A 17,890-nucleotide genomic window follows, 5' to 3' on the forward strand; every position below is an offset into this window, starting at 1 on the left:
GGAATCAGGGGATAAGCCCCCAGTGGGAAGTGAAGGGCCACAGGCAGAAGCTGGCGGGGCCTACGATGTTGTATTGGTGAACGGGCCCCCAGTACCGGGAGTCAAAGGAATTTTCACGGGTGGAATTGTCGCCCAGGGCCACGTACTCACGCAGGTAGGGGCGTTTTTTATCATTGGAGAGGTGCACGGTTCCCCCTTCCGTGATGTAGGCCCTGCCGTCCAGCAGGCTGAGGGGGGCGGGAAGGGCCACATAGCCGCAGGGCTGGTAGGGGGGCTTGCCGGAAGCTACCCTCTGGATGGTCCATTCCGTGGCCGGTTTTCCGTTGACGATCAATTGGGAATCCCGGATGGACAGGGAATCTCCCGGTACGCCGGAGAGGCGTTTGACGTAGTGCGTTCCGCCTTCCTGCCCGGTGCTGCTTCCCTTGTTGGCGATGCCTTCAATGCCGCGCGTGTCAAAGACGAAGACTTCCCCGCGCTCCGGCTTGCGGAAGTGGTAGGCCATCTTGTTCACCACGATCAGGTCACCGGCGTCAAAGCGGGCGTTCACGATCGTATCCCCCGGCAGGTAGCTTCTGAACGGCGTGTGCCGTTCGGACTCGAAGCGCGGTTCCTGGTTGAGGAAGTAGCGGCGCGTCTCCGCCTCCGCCGCCGGAATTTCCAGCTTGGAGCCGTCGTCGAAAATCACGTTGGTTACCGTGAGCAGGAGGTATTTGGTAGCGGGCTCGAAGCGGACGATTTTCTTTTCCTTGGAGGCCGTTTCATGCACATAGGAGCCGCCGTACAGGATCATGTCCCCGATTTTCTTCATCAGGGTGGGGTCTCCCTCCTGGGGGACGGCGCGGATGCCGTTCAGGGAGGGCTGCATGGAGCCGGTCGGGATGCGGAAGGGCTGGACTACATAACAGCGCAGGCCCAGGAAAATGGCCAGAATCACGAACAGCACCTCCACGTTTTCCGCCAGTCCGGAGGGCAGCGCGCCGGGAATGGATTCCAGCGTGGATTCCAGTTTGGCGGTGATGGTTTCCACCTGCTGCCTGTCACCTCGGCGGAGGGCCGTTTTCAGCAGGTTGCGGTTTTCTTCAAACTCCGCCAGGCGCTCGGGCGGCAAAAGGTCGCGGTTGTAATTGACGTAGCGGCGCACCGCTTTCAGGGCCATGCGGCCTTTCCTGCGCCATTTGGGCGTAAACCAGGCCAGGGGATGGTCCAGAATAAACACCAGGATGGCATCTGCGACCGGGAAATGGTCGTAAAGGGCAGCTAGGATGGACTTGTGCGGGCTGTTCATGAAGTGCGGTTGCCATGATGCCCCGTCCGGGGGCATCATGGAAGTCTATTTTACGTTACGGGAGTCCCATTTTGCCCGGATTCAGCAAATTCCGGGGGTCCAGGGCGGATTTGACCAGTTCGTGCAGGTGGAAGGCTCCTTCTCCCACGGCTTCCCGGAACCATTTGGCCTTCGCCAGGCCGATGCCGTGTTCCCCGGTGATGGTGCCCCCGTGTTCCAGCACCCAGCGGAACAGCCTGTCCACGCAGGCGTCCGCCAGGGCTTTCTTCTCCGGGTCCGCGTAATCGTCCACCATGATGTTGGTGTGAATGTTGCCGTCTCCGGAATGGCCGAAGCATGCGATGTCCAGCCCCGTTTCCCGGTTCATGGCCTCGCAGAATTCCACCAGGTCCACCAGGCGGGACCTGGGGATGACGATGTCTTCATTCAGCTTGGTCATGCCGGTGGCTTTCAGGCTGTAGGAAAATTCACGCCGCAGCTGCCAAATGGCTTCCGCCTTCTCTTCCGTGTCCGCGCGCAGGATGTCGGTTGCGCCGCATTCTTCCAGCAAGGCGCAGAGGGAATCCAGTTCTTCCCGCACGGCGGCCTGCCTGCCGTCCACTTCCACAATCAGGTGGCCGCGGCTGCCGGAGGGCAGGGCGCTGTCCCCCAGGTAGGCCCGGGCGGCGCGGAGGGTGAAGCTGTCCGTTATTTCCAGGGCGGAGGGAAGGTGCCCGCTGTTCAGGATGCGCTGCACGGCGGCGGCGGCCAGCGGGAACTGAGGAAAGCTGGCGCTGAGCGCGCCGAAGGCTTCCGGATGGGGGATGATCCGCAGAATGGCCCGGGTGACGATGCCCAGCATCCCTTCCGAACCGATGAAGAGGTCTCCGAGGTCGAAGCCCGTTTTGTTCTTGTGAGTGCGCCCTCCGCATTCCACCACTTCCCCGCTGGCAAGCACTACGGTCAGGCCCAGCACGTAGGCCTTGGTGACTCCGTATTTCAGGCATCTGGGGCCTCCTGCGTTCGTGGCGATGTTGCCTCCGATGCTGCATTCCTTCCTGGACGCCGGGTCCGGTGGGTAGAACCAGCCCAGCGCGCGGGCTTCCCGCTGGAGGTCCGCCGTGATGACGCCGGGTTCCACCACGGCCACGCCGTCTTCCGGGGAGATTTCCAGAATGCGGTTCATCCGTTCCAGGGAAAGGCTGATGCCTCCGCGCACGGGAACGCAGCCCCCCACGTATCCCACGCCGCCGCCGCGGGCCGTGACGGGAATGTTCATGGAGGAGGCGTAGCGCAGGAGCAGGGAGACGTCCTCCGTGCTTTCCGGGAAGACGACTGCCTCCGGCAGCACGGACGCGTACCATTTGTCCCCGGCGTGCGCGGCCAGCACATCCGGAGCCCCGGAGACCTTTTCAGGCCCCAGGATGCGGGAAATGTCTTCTTCCAAAGACATGGATTATTTGAGAATGGGGGTGCAGAAGCAGTCCGGGCGGTGGAAGTCCGGGTTGCCGGAAAGGTCGTCCGCCGTAGTCAGGAAAATCTGGTCCGGGGTGTCCAGGATGAACGTGGCGGCCAGCTTGCAGTCGCGTACGTCCACGCCGCGCAGTTCGTTCAGCGGAATGCGGGCCATGGCGCACCAGCCCTCGTCCGTCAGGATGCACTTGGTATCCACGGCCAGCGGGGCGGGAATGTCTTCATTGGCCCGGCGGGTGTCGGAAAAGGCGCAGGCCCACCACGCGCCGTTGGGCGCAAGGTTGAATTCCCAGTAATTGGTGCCGTCCCCGGCGGCCATGAACCATTCCGCCAGGTCGTACCGCCACAGCTCCGGCAGGAACTGGCCGGGCCGGGCGTCCGGATGGACGGTGGCTTCCTTGCTGCGGGAGGCCAGGAACCAGAGGTATTCGCCGTCCGTGGCGAAGGCGAACTCCGCGCTTGGCTCCACGTCGTAGCCGAACCAGTCGTTGACGAGTTCCTGGCGGGGCAGGGAGGCAAGCTGGTCAAAGCTTCCGTTGAAGGCCCATTGGTGAATGATTACTTGCATACCATCACATTTGGACAGTTTGCAGGTTTTATCAAGCCAGAACGTCTTATGGACTTGGATATTGACGTGATTTCTCCATCATGGGCTCCGTCATGCATTTTCAAAGGACACTGAACCTGCTTTCCCGCGGAAGCGCTCCCGGTTACCTGGCCGTGTTCATCGGCGGCTTCGGGGACGTGGTGGCGGGTTGCCTGAGCCGGGTGGAAAAGAGGTTTCCCGGTTTTTTGCCGGGAGTGGCGCATGCCACGGCCTATTACCACTGGGACGGGGGCGGCTGCGGCGTGTTCCTGGACAGGTGCGGAAAAATTGCGGCGGAGCTGGAAGAGCTCCGCCGGAAATGCCCCGGGCTGCCCGTCGTGCTGGTGGGCCACAGCTATGGCGGCTCCTGCGCGGTGGAAGTAGCCAGGCGCCAGTCTGTTCAGGCCGCTCCGCTCTGCCTCCTGACCATAGACGCCGTGGCGCGCCGTCAGAAAAACGCGCGCCCGGCCTGCGTGGAATGGTGGGGGAACGCCTACTTGCGGGACGGGGGCGGCTTCATGGACGTGGTGCCCAGGATCGGCGGCCGCTGGGGGCACTGCGCCGGGGCGGACGCCAACCTGGCTTTTTCCGGCTACCGGCGCGACCGGGAGGGCCGCCTTTATTCCCACCGGAGGCCCGCTCCCATGCTGTATGAAGCCCCCGCGGAAGAAACGTGCAGCCTTTTCCAGGCGGCCTCCGCATGGCTGGAAGGCCGTCTTCCGGGCTGACCGCCGCGGGGCGGGGAGCGCTACCGGTCCAGTTCGTCCCACTTCACCAGTTGGGAAAGAAGCTGGCTGATGAGGCGCTCCGTCTGTTTCCGGGCTTCCTCCTCCGGCACCTTGATCTTGTCCCCGTACGCGGTGGAAATCTGGAAGTAGCACCAGCGCTGGTCCACGCCGTACAGCACCCTGTCCTTCATATCCGTCAGGGTACGGGCCAGGTGGTCCTCCGTCATGTGGTGGTGGCCAATGAACACGTAATAGTGCATGCTGTCCAGAATGATGGGCTGCGGCTGGTCCGGAGTGATGTTTTGCTGGGATTTCAGCTTGGTCATCCTGATAATTCCGTGGCCTTCCACGGGCACCTCCACCTTGGTTCCCGTCAGGTTGAAATGACCCTGGGCCGGAAGGCAGCGTTCCGGGCGGTGGATGGAGTTGTTCAGGTCATGGCCGGATTTGACGATGGAGACGCGGCACAGCACGGGAGCGGTTTCCGGCGCGTCCAGGCTGATGGGGACTTCCTGCACGTAATCCGCCTTGGAGAATTCCGTGTCCGGAGCCAGGATGCCGCGCTCCTGTTCAGACTCCTGCCGGCGCGTGCCGTGCCAGCCGTCCGGATTCATGCCGGTGGGGAGGGCCATGCTGATGGACGAATCCTGCACCTCTCCCTTGCGCGGCATCAGGTAAATGCCGCCGAGCGTGACGGCCAGCAGGAGGGGAAGGACGAAAATCTTGAGCGTTTTAATGTTCATGGCGGCGGAAACGCTTAGTGGGACTTGTTCATTTTAACGACCAGCTTTTTGCGCCGGGACGGCTTCCAGATCAGCTCCCCGGCCAGCAGGGAGTGGACGGCCGCCAGGCCGAGAAGGCAGATGGGGAAGAAGAACAGCAGGCCGGACCAGTCGTGCCAGGTTTTCGCGGCAAACTCGGGGTCCCCGTATTCCGCCAGCACCACAATGCTGGTGATGCGGACGCCGTTGCCGATGACGGCCAGGGGAATGGCGCTGAGGAAGAGCACGCATTTTTTCCAGAACTTCAGGTCGGACAGGTAGGCCCAGGCGGCGGACAGCATGAGCAGGGCCATCAGGGAACGCATGCCGCTGCACCCCCCTGAGATGTTGAAGGCGTCCCAGTGGCCGCCGGTGGAGCGGATGTTGGTGCCTTGCAGGTAGGTATCCACGCCGAAAAGGGCCGCACCCAGGTGCCCCAGCTCCGTGGCGACGATTTGCAGCTCCACCGTGGCCTGCTGGAAAGAGGGAAGGGGAATGCACAGCCAGAAGAAGAGCAGGGGGAAGGCGCACAGCCTGGCGATCTGCGGTCCGGCCAGGTACCAGGCTCCGCCCAGCAGGATCAGGGGAAGCGCGCCCACGGCCACGCGGGGCTGTCCCACGCGGAAGGAGAGCGCCAGAAGCAGGGCCGCCGGGATGAAAAGGATCAGCCCGCGCCAGTCCATGCGCCTGGGCGCCTGGGCAATCTTCTTTCTGGCGTGGTACAGCATGAAGGCGATGATGGGGACCACCAGCCAGCCGTGTTCGTAATCCGTCTGCTTGTTCCAGGAGGAAACGAGCCACTGGATGCTGCTTTCATTCCCGGTAGAGCCGAATTCGGGAAACGCCAGGTAGGGCACCGCCAGCAGGATGGCGCACACGGCCAGGGCGGCAATCATGGGGACGGTTAGAAATCTCTCTTTGGCATCTGGAACGGGGGAACCCATCATGGAGAAAAATCAAATTGTGAGAATTAAGTATTGCGATTATGTGGACCTGTGTTCAGAATGCGTCCGCTTTTCAGTTTCCGGTATGAAGATTATCAGCGGTACAGCACACAGAGAACTTGCGGAGCGCATTGCGCAAAGCGTAGGCATTCAGTTGACGGACGTCACGGTGAACACTTTCCCCGATGGGGAAAGTTTTGTAAAGATAAATGAAAACATCCGCGGCAAGGATGTTTTCCTCATTCAGCCCACCTGCCCCCCCACCAACCATAACATCATGGAATTGTGCGTGATGGTGGACGCCGCCCGCCGTGCCAGCGCCGGACGCATCACCGCGGTGGTCCCCTTCTTCGGGTACGCCCGCCAGGACCGCAAGGACCAGCCCCGCGTTCCCATTACCGCCAAGCTGGTGGCCAACCTGCTGACCGCCGCCGGCGTGGACCGCGTGCTGACCATGGACCTGCACGCCGCCCAGATCCAGGGCTTCTTCGATATTCCGGTGGACCACCTGTACGCCGCTCCCGTTTTAATCCGCCACTTGCGCGAGCACTATGTAAAAGACCTCCAGAACCTGGTCGTCGTCTCCCCGGATGTGGGCGGCGTGAAAATGGCCCGCGCCTATTCCGACGCCCTGGGTGCGGAGCTGGCCATCGTCGCCAAGCACCGCGTCAACGCCACGCATGTGGAAGCCATGAACGTCATCGGTGATGTGGAAGGCCGTGACGCCGTCCTGATTGACGACATGACGGAGACCGCCGGCACCCTGTGCGCCGCCGCCAACATCCTGAAGGAACGCGGCGCCCAGCGCGTGTTTGCCTGCGTGTCCCACGGCGTGCTGGGGGACATGGCCCGCGAACGCATTGCCGGCTCCTGCATTGAACGCGTTCTTACCTCCGACACCGTTCCCATGGCCTATGGCCCCAAGGTGGACTGCATCAGCGTGGGCGACCTGCTGGGCCATGCCGTGCAGCGCATACATGACGGAGAATCCGTATCATCATTATTTGACATTTAGCCAATTTTAGTGCAGAGTCCTGCGCCCTGACCTGAGTACCGGTTTACGCGGGTTCAGAAATCCCGGCGGGGCCTCTGCCTGAACCCGATTAGGAAACATTATCAATCAACACTCAATATTGCCTCTATAAAACATGGCTACATCCCATTCCCTCAAGGCCGAAACGAGAGCCTGCGGCTCCGGTAATCTGAAGCAACTCCGCAGCCAGGGCCTGGTCCCCGGCGTGGTTTACGGTCCCGGTTTTGACAACGTCAATATCCAGGTTGACGCCCGCGAATTCGCTCGCATGCTGGCTTCCGCCGTTTCCGAACATATCCTGGTGGCCCTGGACATTAACGGCAAGATCGTGAAGGCCCTCCTCAAGGAAGTGCAGCACAACCCCATCACCAACGCCTGCCTGCATGTGGACTTTCAGGCCGTGACCGACACCACGGTCATTCACTCCATCGTTCCCGTTATTCTGGAAGGCGAAGCCGCCGGCGTAGCCCTGGGCGGCGTGCTGGACCAGACCATTCATGAACTGGCTATCGTCTGCCAGGTGAAGAACCTGCCGGAAGCCATTACTGCCGACATCTCCGGCCTGAAGCTGGGTGAAACCCTGCGCATTGCCGATCTCAAACTGCCCTCCGGCGTGAACACGGAACTGGCCGGCGACGTGATCGTGGCCATCGTGGAAGCCCCCCGCGTTTCCAGTGAGGAAGCCGCTCCGGCCGCTGAAGAAGCCGCTGCCGAGAAGTAAGCCAGAAACAGCCTGTTTTTTATCTCTCCGGGCCCGGAACCGTTTTTACGGCTCCGGGCTTTTTTTTGTCGCCAAGAGGGCGTCTTCTGGTAAAGTGCAAGATACGTATTCGTCAGATTACTCTGGAAAAAAGCCTTAGATTTATGAACAAGTCCCTCATATTGGCGTTGACCGCACTCGTTCCGCTTGCCGCGGCGGATGAAGTAAAACTCAAGGATGGAACCGTTTACAAGGATTGCACCGTGGAGGTGGAAACGCCGGAAAGCGTCAGCCTCCTGGTCCCCGTAGCCGGCGGGATCAAGGATTCCGTGACCGTTAAAAGGGAACTGATTGAATCCATCAAGAAGGCGACTCCGGATGAACTGGAGGCCGCCAAGATCAACAAGACGTACGCCAAGCCGGAAACCATGAACGCCAAGGACCTGGAAAGCGCCCTGGCGGACCTGGACAAGACCATCAAGAAGAATCCCCAGGGGCTTGCCCATGACGCCGCCGTCAAGGCCAGGGCCAGGGTGGTGGTTCTGCTGGAGGAGAAGAAGCTGGTGGAAGGAGCCCAGGCCGCCCAGGAAGCCAAGGAGGAAGCGGAAGTGACCGTGCGCACCAAATACGACCATGAGGCCAACAAGCTGTTGAAGCGCTTCAAGGCGCTTGCCGTGCGCAATCCCTACCAGGCCATGGCTGTGTACGACCGCCTGCGTGACGGCTACCCCGGCTCCGCCGCTTTGGCGGACGCCTATCCGGATGCTTCCAGAATCGCCGGCCAGCTCAACCGCAAGCTGGAGGTCATGATAGCCGCCAAGGAAAAAGCCCTGGAAAAGGAACGTGAAACCTTGAGAAAGGAAGAGGAAAAGCGCCGCGGAGACCCCAAGCTGACGAAAGAGCAGCGCCAGCTCCTGATGGACGCTTTCCAGAAAAGGCAGACCGCCATCCGGGAGCGTGAAAACCAGCTCACGGAAGTGCACCGGGCCTTGCGCAAGAAGGTCAAGGAGCGCGGGGACCGGTGGTTTGAACCTGCGGCCGGCTCCCTGGAAGCCATGAGGGACGTCAAGCTGGTGGCCGCTACGGATGCGGAACGCCTGAAAAACCAGGACCCGGAAAACGGGGCTGGCTCCGCCGCACTGGAAAAGGCCTGGAACCTGTGTGACGAGAAGAAATTTGACGAGGCCATGGAGGCCCTGACGGAAGTCCGCACCGCCCAGGTTCCCAGGGAATACTATGAGGAACTGACGGAGACGGTGCGCGCGGGCCTGCAGGAACAGCGTGCCCGCGAACGCGCGGAACGTGCGGAAGCGGCGCGCAAGGCCCGTGAAGACCGGGATAAGAAGCGCCAGGAGGAACGGGCTGCCGCTGCCAAGGCCAGGAAAAAATAATCCGGCTGTTTCCCGGAGAAAAGACCCTCCGGGGAGCGCCGCAGAAATGGCCTTCATGGACAGGATGGATCAAGTAAAGCTGGACCCATTCTGTTTGTCGGGCCTGTTTAGTCCATTTACCCCGTGTTGTTTAATATAAAAGCCTCCTGGAATTCTTCTGATGGAGGGGGCTCCGGTGGCATGGCCCTATTACTGGGCCATGCGGTTTTTTGCGCGGAAAAGCGGGCAAATCTTACCCCATGCGGTATTTCCTGCTTTCTTCCGCCGCGGCTTCGGTATAGAAGAGTCACATGAGGAACGCTTCTTGCAAACGGGTCACCGGTGAAACGGACATCAGCATGGAACTGAACCTGGACGGCACCGGGTGCGCCGCCGTCGCCACGGGCCATGCGTTTTTTGACCACATGCTGGATTTGCTGGCTCGCCATTCCCTGATGGACCTGACCCTCCAGGCCCGCGGCGACCTGGAGGTGGACGCCCACCACACGGTGGAGGACGTAGGAATCGTTCTGGGGGAATGCATCAAGAACGCCCTGGGGGACAAGAAGGGAATTGCGCGCTACGGCTGTTCCTACCTGCCCATGGATGAAACCCTTACGCGCGTGGTGATGGACCTGAGCAACCGCCCGTATGTGGTCTTCCGCATTCCGGAAGGGGGCCTTCCGGACGCACCCAACTTTCCGCTGACCCTGTGCGAGGAATTCTGCCGCGCCCTGGCCAACAACCTGCGCTGCAACCTGCATGTGGAAGTGCTCTACGGCAGGGACGGCCACCATATTGCGGAATCCGTCTTCAAGGGCATCGCCCATGCGCTGCGGCAGGCCGCGGCCATTGACCCGCGTGCCGCCGGGACGCTGCCTTCAACCAAGGGAATGCTGTAAGTCCATGAAGCTCGGCGTGATTGATTACGGCGCGGGCAACCTCCGCAGCGTGCTGAACACCTTTGAGGCTGCCGGCGTGACTGGCCATCTGGTCCGCACGCCGGAGGATGCGGCAGGCGTGACCCATCTGGTTCTTCCCGGTGTGGGCGCCTTCGGCGACTGCGCGGAAAAGCTGCGCAGCCAGGAGCTGGTGCCGCTGATCCGGACGTGGATAGGGCAGGACAAGCCTTTTCTGGGCATCTGCGTGGGCTACCAGGTTCTCTTTGAAACCGGGGAGGAAGACGAACAGGTGCCCGGACTGGGCATCTTCAAGGGCCGCGTGGTCCGTTTTGCGGAATCGGAACTCAAGGTGCCCCACATGGGATGGAACAGCCTGACTCTTTCCAATCCCGCCGATCCCATCTGGAAAGGCATGGGGCCGGAGCCGTACTTCTACTTTGTGCACTCCTATTATCCGCAGCCGGAGGATGAATCCCTAGCGGCCGCCTTCTGCACCTACGGCGTGCGTTTTGCCGCCGCCATCAGGCGCGGCAACCTGGTCGCCACGCAGTTCCACCCGGAAAAAAGCCAGAAACTGGGCGTGAAGCTGCTGGAAAACTTCGTTTCCCTGTAGCCCGCAAATCACGGAACCGGGACGGGAGGACCCTTTTCCTGGAGGACGGGGCAGGGGAGGATTGCATTCTCCCGCCTTTGCGTTATTTTGGGGATAGTGATGACAAATTGAATGAACCGTATGCGCGGAATGCGGTCTTATAAAAAGACACCCATGAATAAATCATTCAGGTTAACAGGAGGGATTCTCGCATGCGCGTGCATGCTGGGCGGCCTTCCCGCACATGCAAATAACATCCCCACCAAAATGTCCGCTCAAGAATCTGCAACCATCCAGCTCCCGGCTCAGGGCCGCGGAAATTCCAGGGTAGAGTACCTTGGGCAGTCCATGGACCAGTTGATTTACGACTTCATGCAAGAGGAAAAAATTCCCGGCATGACCCTTGCGATTGTCCAGGCCCCCTACATTCCCCGCGTGGTAGGATACGGCTTGTCCAATGCGGAAACGGGCCTGCTGTCTTCCACCAATACCTTGTGGCCTGCGGCGGAAATCTCCCAGGGATATGCCGCCATTGCCGCCTTCCAGCTCGTGGAAAAGGGCAAAATGGACATCCATGACAAGGTGTCCCGCTATGTGGCCGGCCTGCCGGAAGCCTGGCAGAATGTCTCCGTGCTCCAGCTTCTTCAGCATTCCTCCGGCATTCCGGACTACAGGAAATCCCCCCAGTTCGATATAGGCCGGGATTATGATCCGGCGGAACTCCTTTCCCTGGTCAGGCTGAACGATTTGGAATTCCCCTCCGGAACGGACGTGCGCCAGAGCGCCACGAACTTCCTGCTTCTGTCCATGGTCATTGATGCGGTGGCGGGCATGCCTTATGAGGAATTCGTCCGGGAAAACCAGTTCCAGCCGCTGGGCCTCCAGCACACCATGTTCGGGAAGGATCTGGGAGCCGTGCAGCAGGACAACGTGCGCGAACACGGCAACAGGCATTCCCTGTTCAAATCCCGTGTGGAATATGTGGACCCGGCGGAAACGGCGGCGGGCTATGCGGTGAAGGACGGCGCCGTTAAATCCGTTCCGCCGCCCGCGCGCTCCTCCCTGCGCGGTTTTTCGGACATCTGGTCCACGCCGCAGGAAATCAGCTTCTGGGACATTTGCCTGGCGGGCTCCATCCTGGTGAAGGATGAAAAGCACCGGGACATGATTTACAAGCCCATCCGGCTGGACAACGGGAAAATCGTTCCGGCCATGGCCGGCTGGCAGTTCCCTCACCACAAGGGCCTGATGGACATTAAAGGCGGCGTTCCCGGCTTCTCCTCCTACATCTGCCGGTTCACGGACCCGTCCGAACTCGTGTGCGTGACGCTGACGGCGAACAAGGAGGGCGTGGACCTGACCAATCTGGCGCGCCGCATCGCCGGGGCGCTGGATCCCAAGCTGGGCTCCGGCCATCTGGACGACGATTCCCTGTATCTTTATGAAAGCGTCTTCGGCGTGGACGAAACCATGGAGCGCATTGAAAAAATTCTGGCGGAAAAATCCATTCCCGTCTTTGCCAGGATTGACCACGGTAAGAACGCCCGTGAAGCCGGACTGGAAATGCCCCCCTCCAAGGTCGTCATCTTCGGCTCTCCCAAGGTAGGCACCAACCTGATGCTGGAAAACCCGGGCATTGCTACGGAACTGCCCCTGCGCATTGCCGTATGGGAGGATAAGGAGGGCAGCACCTGGATCAGCTTTCCCCACATGGAAAAAATTGCCAGGGCATACGGCGTGGAAAATCTGCCTCCTGTTGCCCCCATCCGCCAGCTGCTGAGGAACATTGTCTCCAGGGCGGCAAACGTTTACTGAACAAGGCTTCCCTGCTTCCGTGCACGGAAGGAACTGGCCATAAGAAAAGAACCGCCTCTTTAGGGAGGCGGTTCTTTTTGATAAAAGGCAAGGAGCGGATGCTTCGTCCGCATGGGCCGGCTTTAGCCGAGCACCTTGTAGTACTGAAGGTGAATCTGGGGATTCAGGCGAAGGCGTTCGCGGATGGTCTTGATGGCGGAAGGTTCCGCAGAGAACGTGTAGGTCACGTACTGGCCGGCGGAAAGGTGGTTGGATTCGTAAGCGAATTCGCGGCGGCCGGTGTTTTCCGTGGCGGTGATGTCGGCGCCTTCTTCCTTCATCGTGGCGGCTACGGTATTGATCAACTCCTCAACGGGGGTTTCCGTACCCTTCATGTTGAATACGATAAGAGCTTCGTAATTTCTCATGGTCTTGTGATAATTAGAAATGTGTCGTGCGAACGGTGCGCACCTTGCGGGCAAGTAAGGTGCAATGATTGTCTTCAGAAAGCAAGCCTATTTTTTACCTTGTTTCCGGGAAGATGCCGTTTCCTGCATTTTATTCCCGCCGGGGAAGGAAAGAATGGGGAACGCCGCAACGGAAGAGATTGACTTTTCCCGTACGGTTGCCAATCATCCATTCATGGTGAAATTGTTCTGCATGGCGCTTCTTGCCGGATTCCTCTGCTGCGGGAGCGCCCGTTCCGGCGTCCGGATGGTGGATGTGGTGGGGGATGAAACGTTTACCAGGGCTCTGGAGACGATTGGCAGCCAGGTGAAGGATTCCTCCTCCTGCAAAAAAGTGGTCAAGGAATTGAACCGGGAGGCTGACCGGATGGAAAAGGCGTGGCGGGAGGCGTTCATGTCCGGACCCCCTACCACGCAGGAGTGGTGCCGTGTGGCTGACGTGGATGTGCAGTTGTTCAGAAAAATGGCGGAAAGCAGGAAACGGGAAAAAAAGGAGGAGATAGTTTCCTTATCGGAATTGGAGGATGACGGCGTCATTACCCATGAGGAGGCGGAAGAGGGATTTTCTGCGCTGCGCAGGATGATGTGGGCGTCCAAGACGGCGATAGACTCCCTGGATAATTTCATCGCGCAGGCGGAACTGCCTTTGCCGTCATCCCCGGAGGGAGACTCCTATGAAAAGCTGCTGGCCTGGAAGTTGAATCCTGAATCTTCCCTATCTTATAAGATAGATCACGACCCGCTGGTCAACGGCAGTCTGGAAGAAACGCTGCAACGGTGCTGGAGTGGCGAAGTTCTGGGGTTGTTGACGGATACGGTTCCCCGGATTTCCCGTGAGAGGCGTTTTTTGTTAATCCGGTGTTATGCAGACCGGCAGGTGGAGATGGCGGAAAGGTTTTCCAGGCTTCCGGCCCTGACGCCTGAACAATGGTGCTGGTTCCAAAAGAGGGAGCATGACAGGGAAGCCTTGGAACGTTCCGCCGCAGATCTGTTAACGATTGCTCTGCTTTTGTGGAATAAAGGAGAAAGGGAGGAAAGTGATCCCCTGATGGAAGAAACCTTCCGGTATTGGGTTTCAGCCTCGGAACGGGTGGCAGAGGTGTGGCGGAAAAAACTCCGGAAAGAAGAGGGGCGTTAACGCGTCTGCGCCATCCTTACGGCCAGCTGGAAGGCGTGGATGGTGCTGGACGGATTGGCCTTTCCGGCGCCCGCCAGGTTGAAGGCGGTTCCGTGGTCCGGGCTCAGCCGGGGGCGGGGAAGGCCCAGCGTGACATTCACGGCGGTATGGAAGTCCACCAGTTTTAGCGGAATCAGCCCCTGGTCATGGTATGGGGCCAGCACGGCGTCATAGTTCCCTTCCACGGCGTCCCGGTACACGCAGTCCGGAACGGACGGACCGTCAAATTCCGCGTCCGGATGAATGGCCCCCAGCCGTTCTACGGCCGGGGCAATGATAGTTCCGTCCTCGTCGCCGAAGGCGCCGTGTTCCCCGGCGTGGGGGTTCAGGGCCGCCAGGGCGATGCGCGGGCGGAGGATTCCCTTGCGGAGGCAGAAATTTTTCAACAGGGTTCCGATGCGGACCAGTTCCTCCGTGTTCAGCAGGGACGGCACGCTTTGAAGGGACGTGTGGATGGTGGCCAGGCCCACCGTCAGCCGTTTTCCGGTCAGGCACATGGCGTAATTGCCCGTATCCAGGCGTTCCGCGAAGAATTCCGTCTGTCCCGGCCAGCGGAAGCCTGCCTCGTGCAGGGTTTCCTTGCAGACGGGCGCGGTGACGACGGCGTCAACCGTTCCTTCCCGCAGGGCATGGGCCGCCTGTTCCAGATGGTCAAAGGCGTGCTTGGCGGATTCCGCATTCGGCCTGCCGAGGCGGACCTGCACCCTCTTGCCGATGAGGCGGTATTCCGCCCCTTCCGGGAGCTCTCCGGAGGCAAGAGCTGCGGAGATGACTTCCGGGCCTATGCCTGACTGGTCGCCCAGCGTGTATCCGATAACCGGTTTCATGGTGTGGAAAGTGGCGCCCTTACAATTCCGTGGCTTCCGGTATCCCCGCGGCGGGAGCCGGAACTTCTTCCGCAGGGGGGGCAGCGGGAGCAGGGGCTTCTGCCGGCGGGGCCGCCTGGAGGGCGGCAGCCCGCTTCTCCATGTTGATGACCTGCGTGGTTTTTTCCGGTTCGTCAGGGTTGCGGAGTTCGAACTCCAGGTGGGAGTTGGTGGACCAGTGGTAGTAAATGGTGGCGCCAAGGGCGGCCAGCACCAGAATCAGGAGAATGGAACCGAAGAAGGAGCGCATGCCGTTACTGTGTCCTGACGGAAAGGGGAATTCAAGAAATTATCAAGACCGCCTGCATGGGCTGGAAACGCCGTAAACGGCCACGTAAAACTCCGCCGCTGCGCACGCCCATTTCCGGAAGGGGCGGCGGCGCAGAAAGAAGGCGCCCAGAAGCAGAGCGGCGACTGCGCCGGCGCATGCCGGCCCAATCCCGGCGCGTGGGGCAGCTGTAAAAAGAGGGAAGACGAAGGCGGCGTGGAAAGATTCAGGACAGTATTTTAACCGCAAGGAACAGAATAATGAGCAGGATCACGAAGCCGATAATCCTGCCCGCCACGCTGCCGCCTTCCCCGTGCTGGCCGCACATGGGGCAATGCTCCGTGCCGTTCACGCCGCCGCACTCCATGCCGCACGCGCCGCAGGCGGAATCTTCCTCCCCTTCCTGCGCGTGGTCTTCAAAGAGGATTTCCAGCTCGCGCACGGAGGGCTCCATGCCGGAAACGACGATCTCCCCGTCAATGGCGAGGGCGGGAAGCGGAGCGCCGACCTGCTCCGGCGCGGCTTCCGTTTCCCGCATCTCCGGTTTCATGCCCAGACGGTCCAGCGCCTGGCGGGCGTTGGAGCGCAGGGCGTTTCCCGGAAAGTCCCGGTTGTAAAAAAATTGAATGCTGGTCATGGCGGTGGGGATGTCCGGACTGCTTCCGTTTGCGGGAAACGGCTTCCTCCAACAAATAGGATAGCAGCCGAAAGGTCAATGCGTTTTTCCGTGTCATGACATATAAGTGTTGTACGGAAAATATTTTAGACTTTTCAAACGTGGGGGGAACGGGCACTATCCCGCCGGTCCCGCCATGAAAAAGCTATCTCTATTCCTCTTGACCCTGGCCTGTGTATTCCAGTTCTCCGCCCAGGCGCAGGAACGGCCCAGTTACATCGCCATTGAGGCCAATTCCGGCAAACTCCTTTTCAGTTCCAACGCGGAAGCAAAACGGCCCGTAGCCAGCCTCTCCCAAGTAGCTACCGCCATGGTGACGCTGGACTGGGTGGCCCGCACGCGCCTGCCGCTGGACACCTTCATTGCCGTGCCGCAGGAAGCCTTCGGCCTCCGCGCCGGAAATCCCATGGACCTCCAGCCGGGAGACCGCCTGACGCTCCGGGACGCGCTGTATTCCACCCTGCTGGGCTCGGACAACGTGTCCGCCCTGACCATCGCCTCCTTTGTGGGCCGTGACCTGGTGTCCCGCCGGGGCGGCGGCTCACCCATTGCCGCCTTCGTGACGGAAATGAACAACCTGGCTCGTTCCCTGAGGATGGCCAAGACGCGCTTCACCGCTCCCCACGGCCTGGACGCGGGCAACTCCGTTTCCACCTCCTGCGCGCTGGACATGGCCCTGCTGGGTGTTTACAGCATGCAGAACCCGGCTTTCTGCTACATCGTTTCCCAGGCGAGCCGCCGCATTGAGGTGCAGTCCCAGACCAAGGGCAGGACGATGTATGATATTTCCAACAACAACAAGCTCATGAGCTCTCCCGGCGTGGACGGCATCAAGGCGGGAACCTCCCGCGCCGCCGGCCCCTGCCTGCTGCTCAGCGTGACGCGCAACGCCATCTCCCGCCGCAGCCCCCAGACGGGGACGGAGGTGATTTACCCGCAGCGCATGATTATTGTGGTGCTCGGCTCTGCGAACCGCTATCCTCTGGCCAAGCAGATGATGACCACCGGCTGGCGGGTGTGGGAAAACTGGCAGGCTTCCGGCATGGACATGAAGGATCCCAAGGAGTTTGTCCAGCTTCCCGTGAAATCTGGTACAGAAAAGAGATAGGAAGTAGACGGCCCCGGAATTTTCTGCTATAAGAGGCACCGAATATGAACATCGGTGTTTTGAATAGCGGGGGTGACTCTCCCGGGTTGAATGCAGTCATTGAAGGTGTGGTAGGCGCGGCTTCCCGCCGCGGCTGGAACGTTGTCGGTTTTTACGACGGTTTTGAAGGGCTTCTGTCCGAGGAAGGCAATGAACGGTTTGAATGGCTGACTCCTGTCTGCTGCCGCGGCTTGCGCGCCAAGGGCGGCACCATCCTGGGAACCGTGAACAAGGGGAACTTCGCCATCAAGGTGGGAGTGGACCAGAAGGGGGCGATTGAACCCGCCGTGCTGGAAAAGACCAAGGCCACCATCCGGCGGCTGGGCCTGGACGCCCTGATCGTCGTGGGCGGAGACGGCTCCCAGTCCACAGCTCTGCTGCTTTCTGAAATAGGCCTTCCCGTGGTAGGGGTGCCCAAGACCATTGACAACGACCTGGGCGCGACCGATGTCACCTTCGGCTTCTACAGCGCCGTTTCCATCGTCTCCGAATCCCTGGACCGCCTGGAAACCACCGCAAACGCGCACCAGCGCATGATGGTGGTGGAAGTGATGGGGCGGCATGCGGGGTGGATTGCCCTGGAAGGCGGCATCGCCGGAAGCGCGGATGTGATCCTGCTGCCGGAAATTCCCTTCTCCATTGAAAACGTGGTGAAATGCATCAAGGACCGCAAGGCGGCCGGGCAGCGGGAAATCCTGGTAGTGGTCTCTGAAGGCGCCCGCCTGGCGGACGAACTGGTGCTGCTGGATGAAAAGACCCAGGGGGAAGTGCGCCTGGGAGGCATCGGCAAGGTGATCTCCAAGAAACTGGAGGAAGCCACGGGAATTGAAACGCGTTCCTGCGTGCTGGGCCATATCCAGCGCGGCGGTTCCCCCTGCGCCTATGACCGTATTCTGGGCGTGCGGTTCGGCAGTTACGCCGTGGAGCTGGTGGAAAAGCGCAAGTTCAGCTGCATGGTTGCCCTCCGGGGAACGCAGATGACTGCCGTGCCCATTGAGGAAGCCGTGAAAACCCTGAAGCTGGTGGACCCCGACTGCCAGCTGGTGCGCACGGCGCGCGACCTGGGCGTATGCTTCGGGGACTGACGTTCCCCCATTTGCAGGCGAACAACGCGGCCTCCTGCGGCGTTGACTGTTTTT

Annotated in this window: 19 protein-coding genes; 10 read left to right on the forward strand and 9 right to left on the reverse strand. The window is 60.6% G+C overall.

Features of this window, described 5'->3' with window-relative positions; translation table 11 throughout:
- Positions 1 to 4 precede the first annotated feature (4 nt).
- Genes lepB through QSJ36_RS05725 form a run of 3 tightly spaced genes read right to left on the reverse strand, consistent with a single transcriptional unit; the run spans position 5 to position 3,308 of the window.
- Complete coding sequence (gene lepB, locus QSJ36_RS05715) at positions 5 to 1,288, reverse strand: signal peptidase I (RefSeq protein ID WP_022396151.1); 1,284 nt, start codon at positions 1,286 to 1,288, stop codon at positions 5 to 7.
- A 55-nt stretch (positions 1,289 to 1,343) separates the two neighbouring features.
- Positions 1,344 to 2,720, reverse strand: a complete 1,377-nt coding sequence (locus QSJ36_RS05720) for an FAD-linked oxidase C-terminal domain-containing protein (protein WP_022396150.1) — start codon at positions 2,718 to 2,720, stop codon at positions 1,344 to 1,346.
- Positions 2,721 to 2,723: 3 nt separating this feature from the next.
- The gene (locus tag QSJ36_RS05725; RefSeq protein ID WP_022396149.1) at positions 2,724 to 3,308 is read right to left on the reverse strand and encodes a DOMON-like domain-containing protein; all 585 of its coding nucleotides are present in this window, start codon (positions 3,306 to 3,308) and stop codon (positions 2,724 to 2,726) included.
- Positions 3,309 to 3,400: 92 nt separating this feature from the next.
- Here QSJ36_RS05725 and QSJ36_RS05730 point away from each other — a divergent pair, with 92 nt between their 5' ends.
- A complete protein-coding gene (locus QSJ36_RS05730; protein ID WP_285467610.1) occupies positions 3,401 to 4,054 on the forward strand; it encodes an alpha/beta hydrolase in 654 nt (217 codons plus the stop codon).
- A 20-nt stretch (positions 4,055 to 4,074) separates the two neighbouring features.
- On the opposite strand, the gene QSJ36_RS05735 is transcribed toward QSJ36_RS05730, so the two are convergent.
- Together QSJ36_RS05735 and QSJ36_RS05740 are read right to left on the reverse strand one after the other, a co-directional pair.
- A complete protein-coding gene (locus tag QSJ36_RS05735; RefSeq protein WP_022396147.1) occupies positions 4,075 to 4,797 on the reverse strand; it encodes an EpsI family protein in 723 nt (240 codons plus the stop codon).
- Between the two features lie 14 nt (positions 4,798 to 4,811).
- A complete protein-coding gene (locus QSJ36_RS05740; RefSeq protein ID WP_102722575.1) occupies positions 4,812 to 5,762 on the reverse strand; it encodes an exosortase/archaeosortase family protein in 951 nt (316 codons plus the stop codon).
- A gap of 82 nt (positions 5,763 to 5,844) precedes the next feature.
- Here QSJ36_RS05740 and QSJ36_RS05745 point away from each other — a divergent pair, with 82 nt between their 5' ends.
- The 6 genes from QSJ36_RS05745 (at position 5,845) to QSJ36_RS05770 (ending at position 12,171) form a co-directional block, all read left to right on the forward strand.
- Positions 5,845 to 6,774 carry a ribose-phosphate pyrophosphokinase gene (locus QSJ36_RS05745; RefSeq protein ID WP_102722616.1) on the forward strand — a complete coding sequence of 310 codons (930 nt, stop codon included), beginning with the start codon at positions 5,845 to 5,847 and terminating at the stop codon, positions 6,772 to 6,774.
- Positions 6,775 to 6,907: 133 nt separating this feature from the next.
- Positions 6,908 to 7,513 (forward strand): 50S ribosomal protein L25, encoded by a 606-nt coding sequence (locus QSJ36_RS05750; RefSeq protein ID WP_102727434.1) that lies wholly within the window; start codon positions 6,908 to 6,910, stop codon positions 7,511 to 7,513.
- A gap of 143 nt (positions 7,514 to 7,656) precedes the next feature.
- Positions 7,657 to 8,883 (forward strand): hypothetical protein, encoded by a 1,227-nt coding sequence (locus tag QSJ36_RS05755; protein WP_022396142.1) that lies wholly within the window; start codon positions 7,657 to 7,659, stop codon positions 8,881 to 8,883.
- 290 nt (positions 8,884 to 9,173) lie between these two features.
- Entirely contained in the window at positions 9,174 to 9,764 is a 591-nt protein-coding gene (gene hisB / locus QSJ36_RS05760) for an imidazoleglycerol-phosphate dehydratase HisB (RefSeq protein WP_102722573.1), read from the forward strand.
- Between the two features lie 4 nt (positions 9,765 to 9,768).
- On the forward strand, positions 9,769 to 10,377 hold the full coding sequence (gene hisH / locus QSJ36_RS05765; protein WP_022396140.1) for an imidazole glycerol phosphate synthase subunit HisH: 609 nt from the start codon (positions 9,769 to 9,771) through the stop codon (positions 10,375 to 10,377).
- 246 nt (positions 10,378 to 10,623) lie between these two features.
- Entirely contained in the window at positions 10,624 to 12,171 is a 1,548-nt protein-coding gene (locus tag QSJ36_RS05770) for a serine hydrolase (RefSeq protein WP_102727455.1), read from the forward strand.
- Between the two features lie 122 nt (positions 12,172 to 12,293).
- Here the strand turns inward: QSJ36_RS05770 and rpsF are convergent, their stop codons facing one another.
- Positions 12,294 to 12,578 carry a 30S ribosomal protein S6 gene (gene rpsF / locus QSJ36_RS05775; RefSeq protein ID WP_022396138.1) on the reverse strand — a complete coding sequence of 95 codons (285 nt, stop codon included), beginning with the start codon at positions 12,576 to 12,578 and terminating at the stop codon, positions 12,294 to 12,296.
- A gap of 154 nt (positions 12,579 to 12,732) precedes the next feature.
- Between rpsF and QSJ36_RS05780 the strand changes: the two genes are divergently transcribed.
- Positions 12,733 to 13,755, forward strand: coding sequence for a hypothetical protein (locus QSJ36_RS05780; RefSeq protein ID WP_146021171.1), 1,023 nt, complete (start codon positions 12,733 to 12,735; stop codon positions 13,753 to 13,755).
- On the opposite strand, the gene QSJ36_RS05785 is transcribed toward QSJ36_RS05780, so the two are convergent.
- From QSJ36_RS05785 to QSJ36_RS05795, 3 genes are all read right to left on the reverse strand, one after another.
- Complete coding sequence (locus QSJ36_RS05785; RefSeq protein WP_102728880.1) at positions 13,752 to 14,621, reverse strand: 4-hydroxythreonine-4-phosphate dehydrogenase PdxA; 870 nt, start codon at positions 14,619 to 14,621, stop codon at positions 13,752 to 13,754. The two genes, QSJ36_RS05780 and QSJ36_RS05785, sit on opposite strands and share 4 nt — an antisense overlap.
- A 19-nt stretch (positions 14,622 to 14,640) precedes the next feature.
- Positions 14,641 to 14,910: a hypothetical protein gene (locus QSJ36_RS05790; protein ID WP_285467616.1), complete on the reverse strand. Its 270-nt coding sequence runs from the start codon at positions 14,908 to 14,910 to the stop codon at positions 14,641 to 14,643.
- 244 nt (positions 14,911 to 15,154) lie between these two features.
- Positions 15,155 to 15,565, reverse strand: coding sequence for a hypothetical protein (locus tag QSJ36_RS05795; protein WP_285467618.1), 411 nt, complete (start codon positions 15,563 to 15,565; stop codon positions 15,155 to 15,157).
- A gap of 175 nt (positions 15,566 to 15,740) precedes the next feature.
- Here QSJ36_RS05795 and QSJ36_RS05800 point away from each other — a divergent pair, with 175 nt between their 5' ends.
- Positions 15,741 to 16,712 carry a serine hydrolase gene (locus tag QSJ36_RS05800; protein WP_102722569.1) on the forward strand — a complete coding sequence of 324 codons (972 nt, stop codon included), beginning with the start codon at positions 15,741 to 15,743 and terminating at the stop codon, positions 16,710 to 16,712.
- Between the two features lie 44 nt (positions 16,713 to 16,756).
- Complete coding sequence (locus QSJ36_RS05805) at positions 16,757 to 17,836, forward strand: ATP-dependent 6-phosphofructokinase (RefSeq protein WP_022396132.1); 1,080 nt, start codon at positions 16,757 to 16,759, stop codon at positions 17,834 to 17,836.
- The last annotated feature ends 54 nt before the right edge of the window (positions 17,837 to 17,890 follow it).

It is taken from the genome of Akkermansia sp. NBRC 115031 (genome assembly GCF_030268505.1).
Taxonomy (GTDB): domain Bacteria; phylum Verrucomicrobiota; class Verrucomicrobiia; order Verrucomicrobiales; family Akkermansiaceae; genus Akkermansia; species Akkermansia massiliensis.

Bases quoted from the DNA above. Each gene is read 5' to 3' on its own strand.
- QSJ36_RS05795 (WP_285467618.1), bottom strand. From the start codon at position 15,565: ATGACCAGCATTCAATTTTTTTACAACCGGGACTTTCCGGGAAACGCC.
- QSJ36_RS05780 (WP_146021171.1), top strand. From the start codon at position 12,733: ATGGGGAACGCCGCAACGGAAGAGATTGACTTTTCCCGTACGGTTGCC.
- rpsF (WP_022396138.1), bottom strand. From the start codon at position 12,578: ATGAGAAATTACGAAGCTCTTATCGTATTCAACATGAAGGGTACGGAA.
- QSJ36_RS05790 (WP_285467616.1), bottom strand. From the start codon at position 14,910: ATGCGCTCCTTCTTCGGTTCCATTCTCCTGATTCTGGTGCTGGCCGCC.
- QSJ36_RS05735 (WP_022396147.1), bottom strand. From the start codon at position 4,797: ATGAACATTAAAACGCTCAAGATTTTCGTCCTTCCCCTCCTGCTGGCC.
- QSJ36_RS05785 (WP_102728880.1), bottom strand. From the start codon at position 14,621: ATGAAACCGGTTATCGGATACACGCTGGGCGACCAGTCAGGCATAGGC.
- QSJ36_RS05750 (WP_102727434.1), top strand. From the start codon at position 6,908: ATGGCTACATCCCATTCCCTCAAGGCCGAAACGAGAGCCTGCGGCTCC.
- QSJ36_RS05755 (WP_022396142.1), top strand. From the start codon at position 7,657: ATGAACAAGTCCCTCATATTGGCGTTGACCGCACTCGTTCCGCTTGCC.
- hisH (WP_022396140.1), top strand. From the start codon at position 9,769: ATGAAGCTCGGCGTGATTGATTACGGCGCGGGCAACCTCCGCAGCGTG.
- QSJ36_RS05800 (WP_102722569.1), top strand. From the start codon at position 15,741: ATGAAAAAGCTATCTCTATTCCTCTTGACCCTGGCCTGTGTATTCCAG.
- QSJ36_RS05805 (WP_022396132.1), top strand. From the start codon at position 16,757: ATGAACATCGGTGTTTTGAATAGCGGGGGTGACTCTCCCGGGTTGAAT.
- QSJ36_RS05730 (WP_285467610.1), top strand. From the start codon at position 3,401: ATGCATTTTCAAAGGACACTGAACCTGCTTTCCCGCGGAAGCGCTCCC.
- QSJ36_RS05745 (WP_102722616.1), top strand. From the start codon at position 5,845: ATGAAGATTATCAGCGGTACAGCACACAGAGAACTTGCGGAGCGCATT.
- QSJ36_RS05720 (WP_022396150.1), bottom strand. From the start codon at position 2,720: ATGTCTTTGGAAGAAGACATTTCCCGCATCCTGGGGCCTGAAAAGGTC.
- QSJ36_RS05725 (WP_022396149.1), bottom strand. From the start codon at position 3,308: ATGCAAGTAATCATTCACCAATGGGCCTTCAACGGAAGCTTTGACCAG.
- lepB (WP_022396151.1), bottom strand. From the start codon at position 1,288: ATGAACAGCCCGCACAAGTCCATCCTAGCTGCCCTTTACGACCATTTC.
- QSJ36_RS05770 (WP_102727455.1), top strand. From the start codon at position 10,624: ATGTCCGCTCAAGAATCTGCAACCATCCAGCTCCCGGCTCAGGGCCGC.
- hisB (WP_102722573.1), top strand. From the start codon at position 9,174: ATGAGGAACGCTTCTTGCAAACGGGTCACCGGTGAAACGGACATCAGC.
- QSJ36_RS05740 (WP_102722575.1), bottom strand. From the start codon at position 5,762: ATGATGGGTTCCCCCGTTCCAGATGCCAAAGAGAGATTTCTAACCGTC.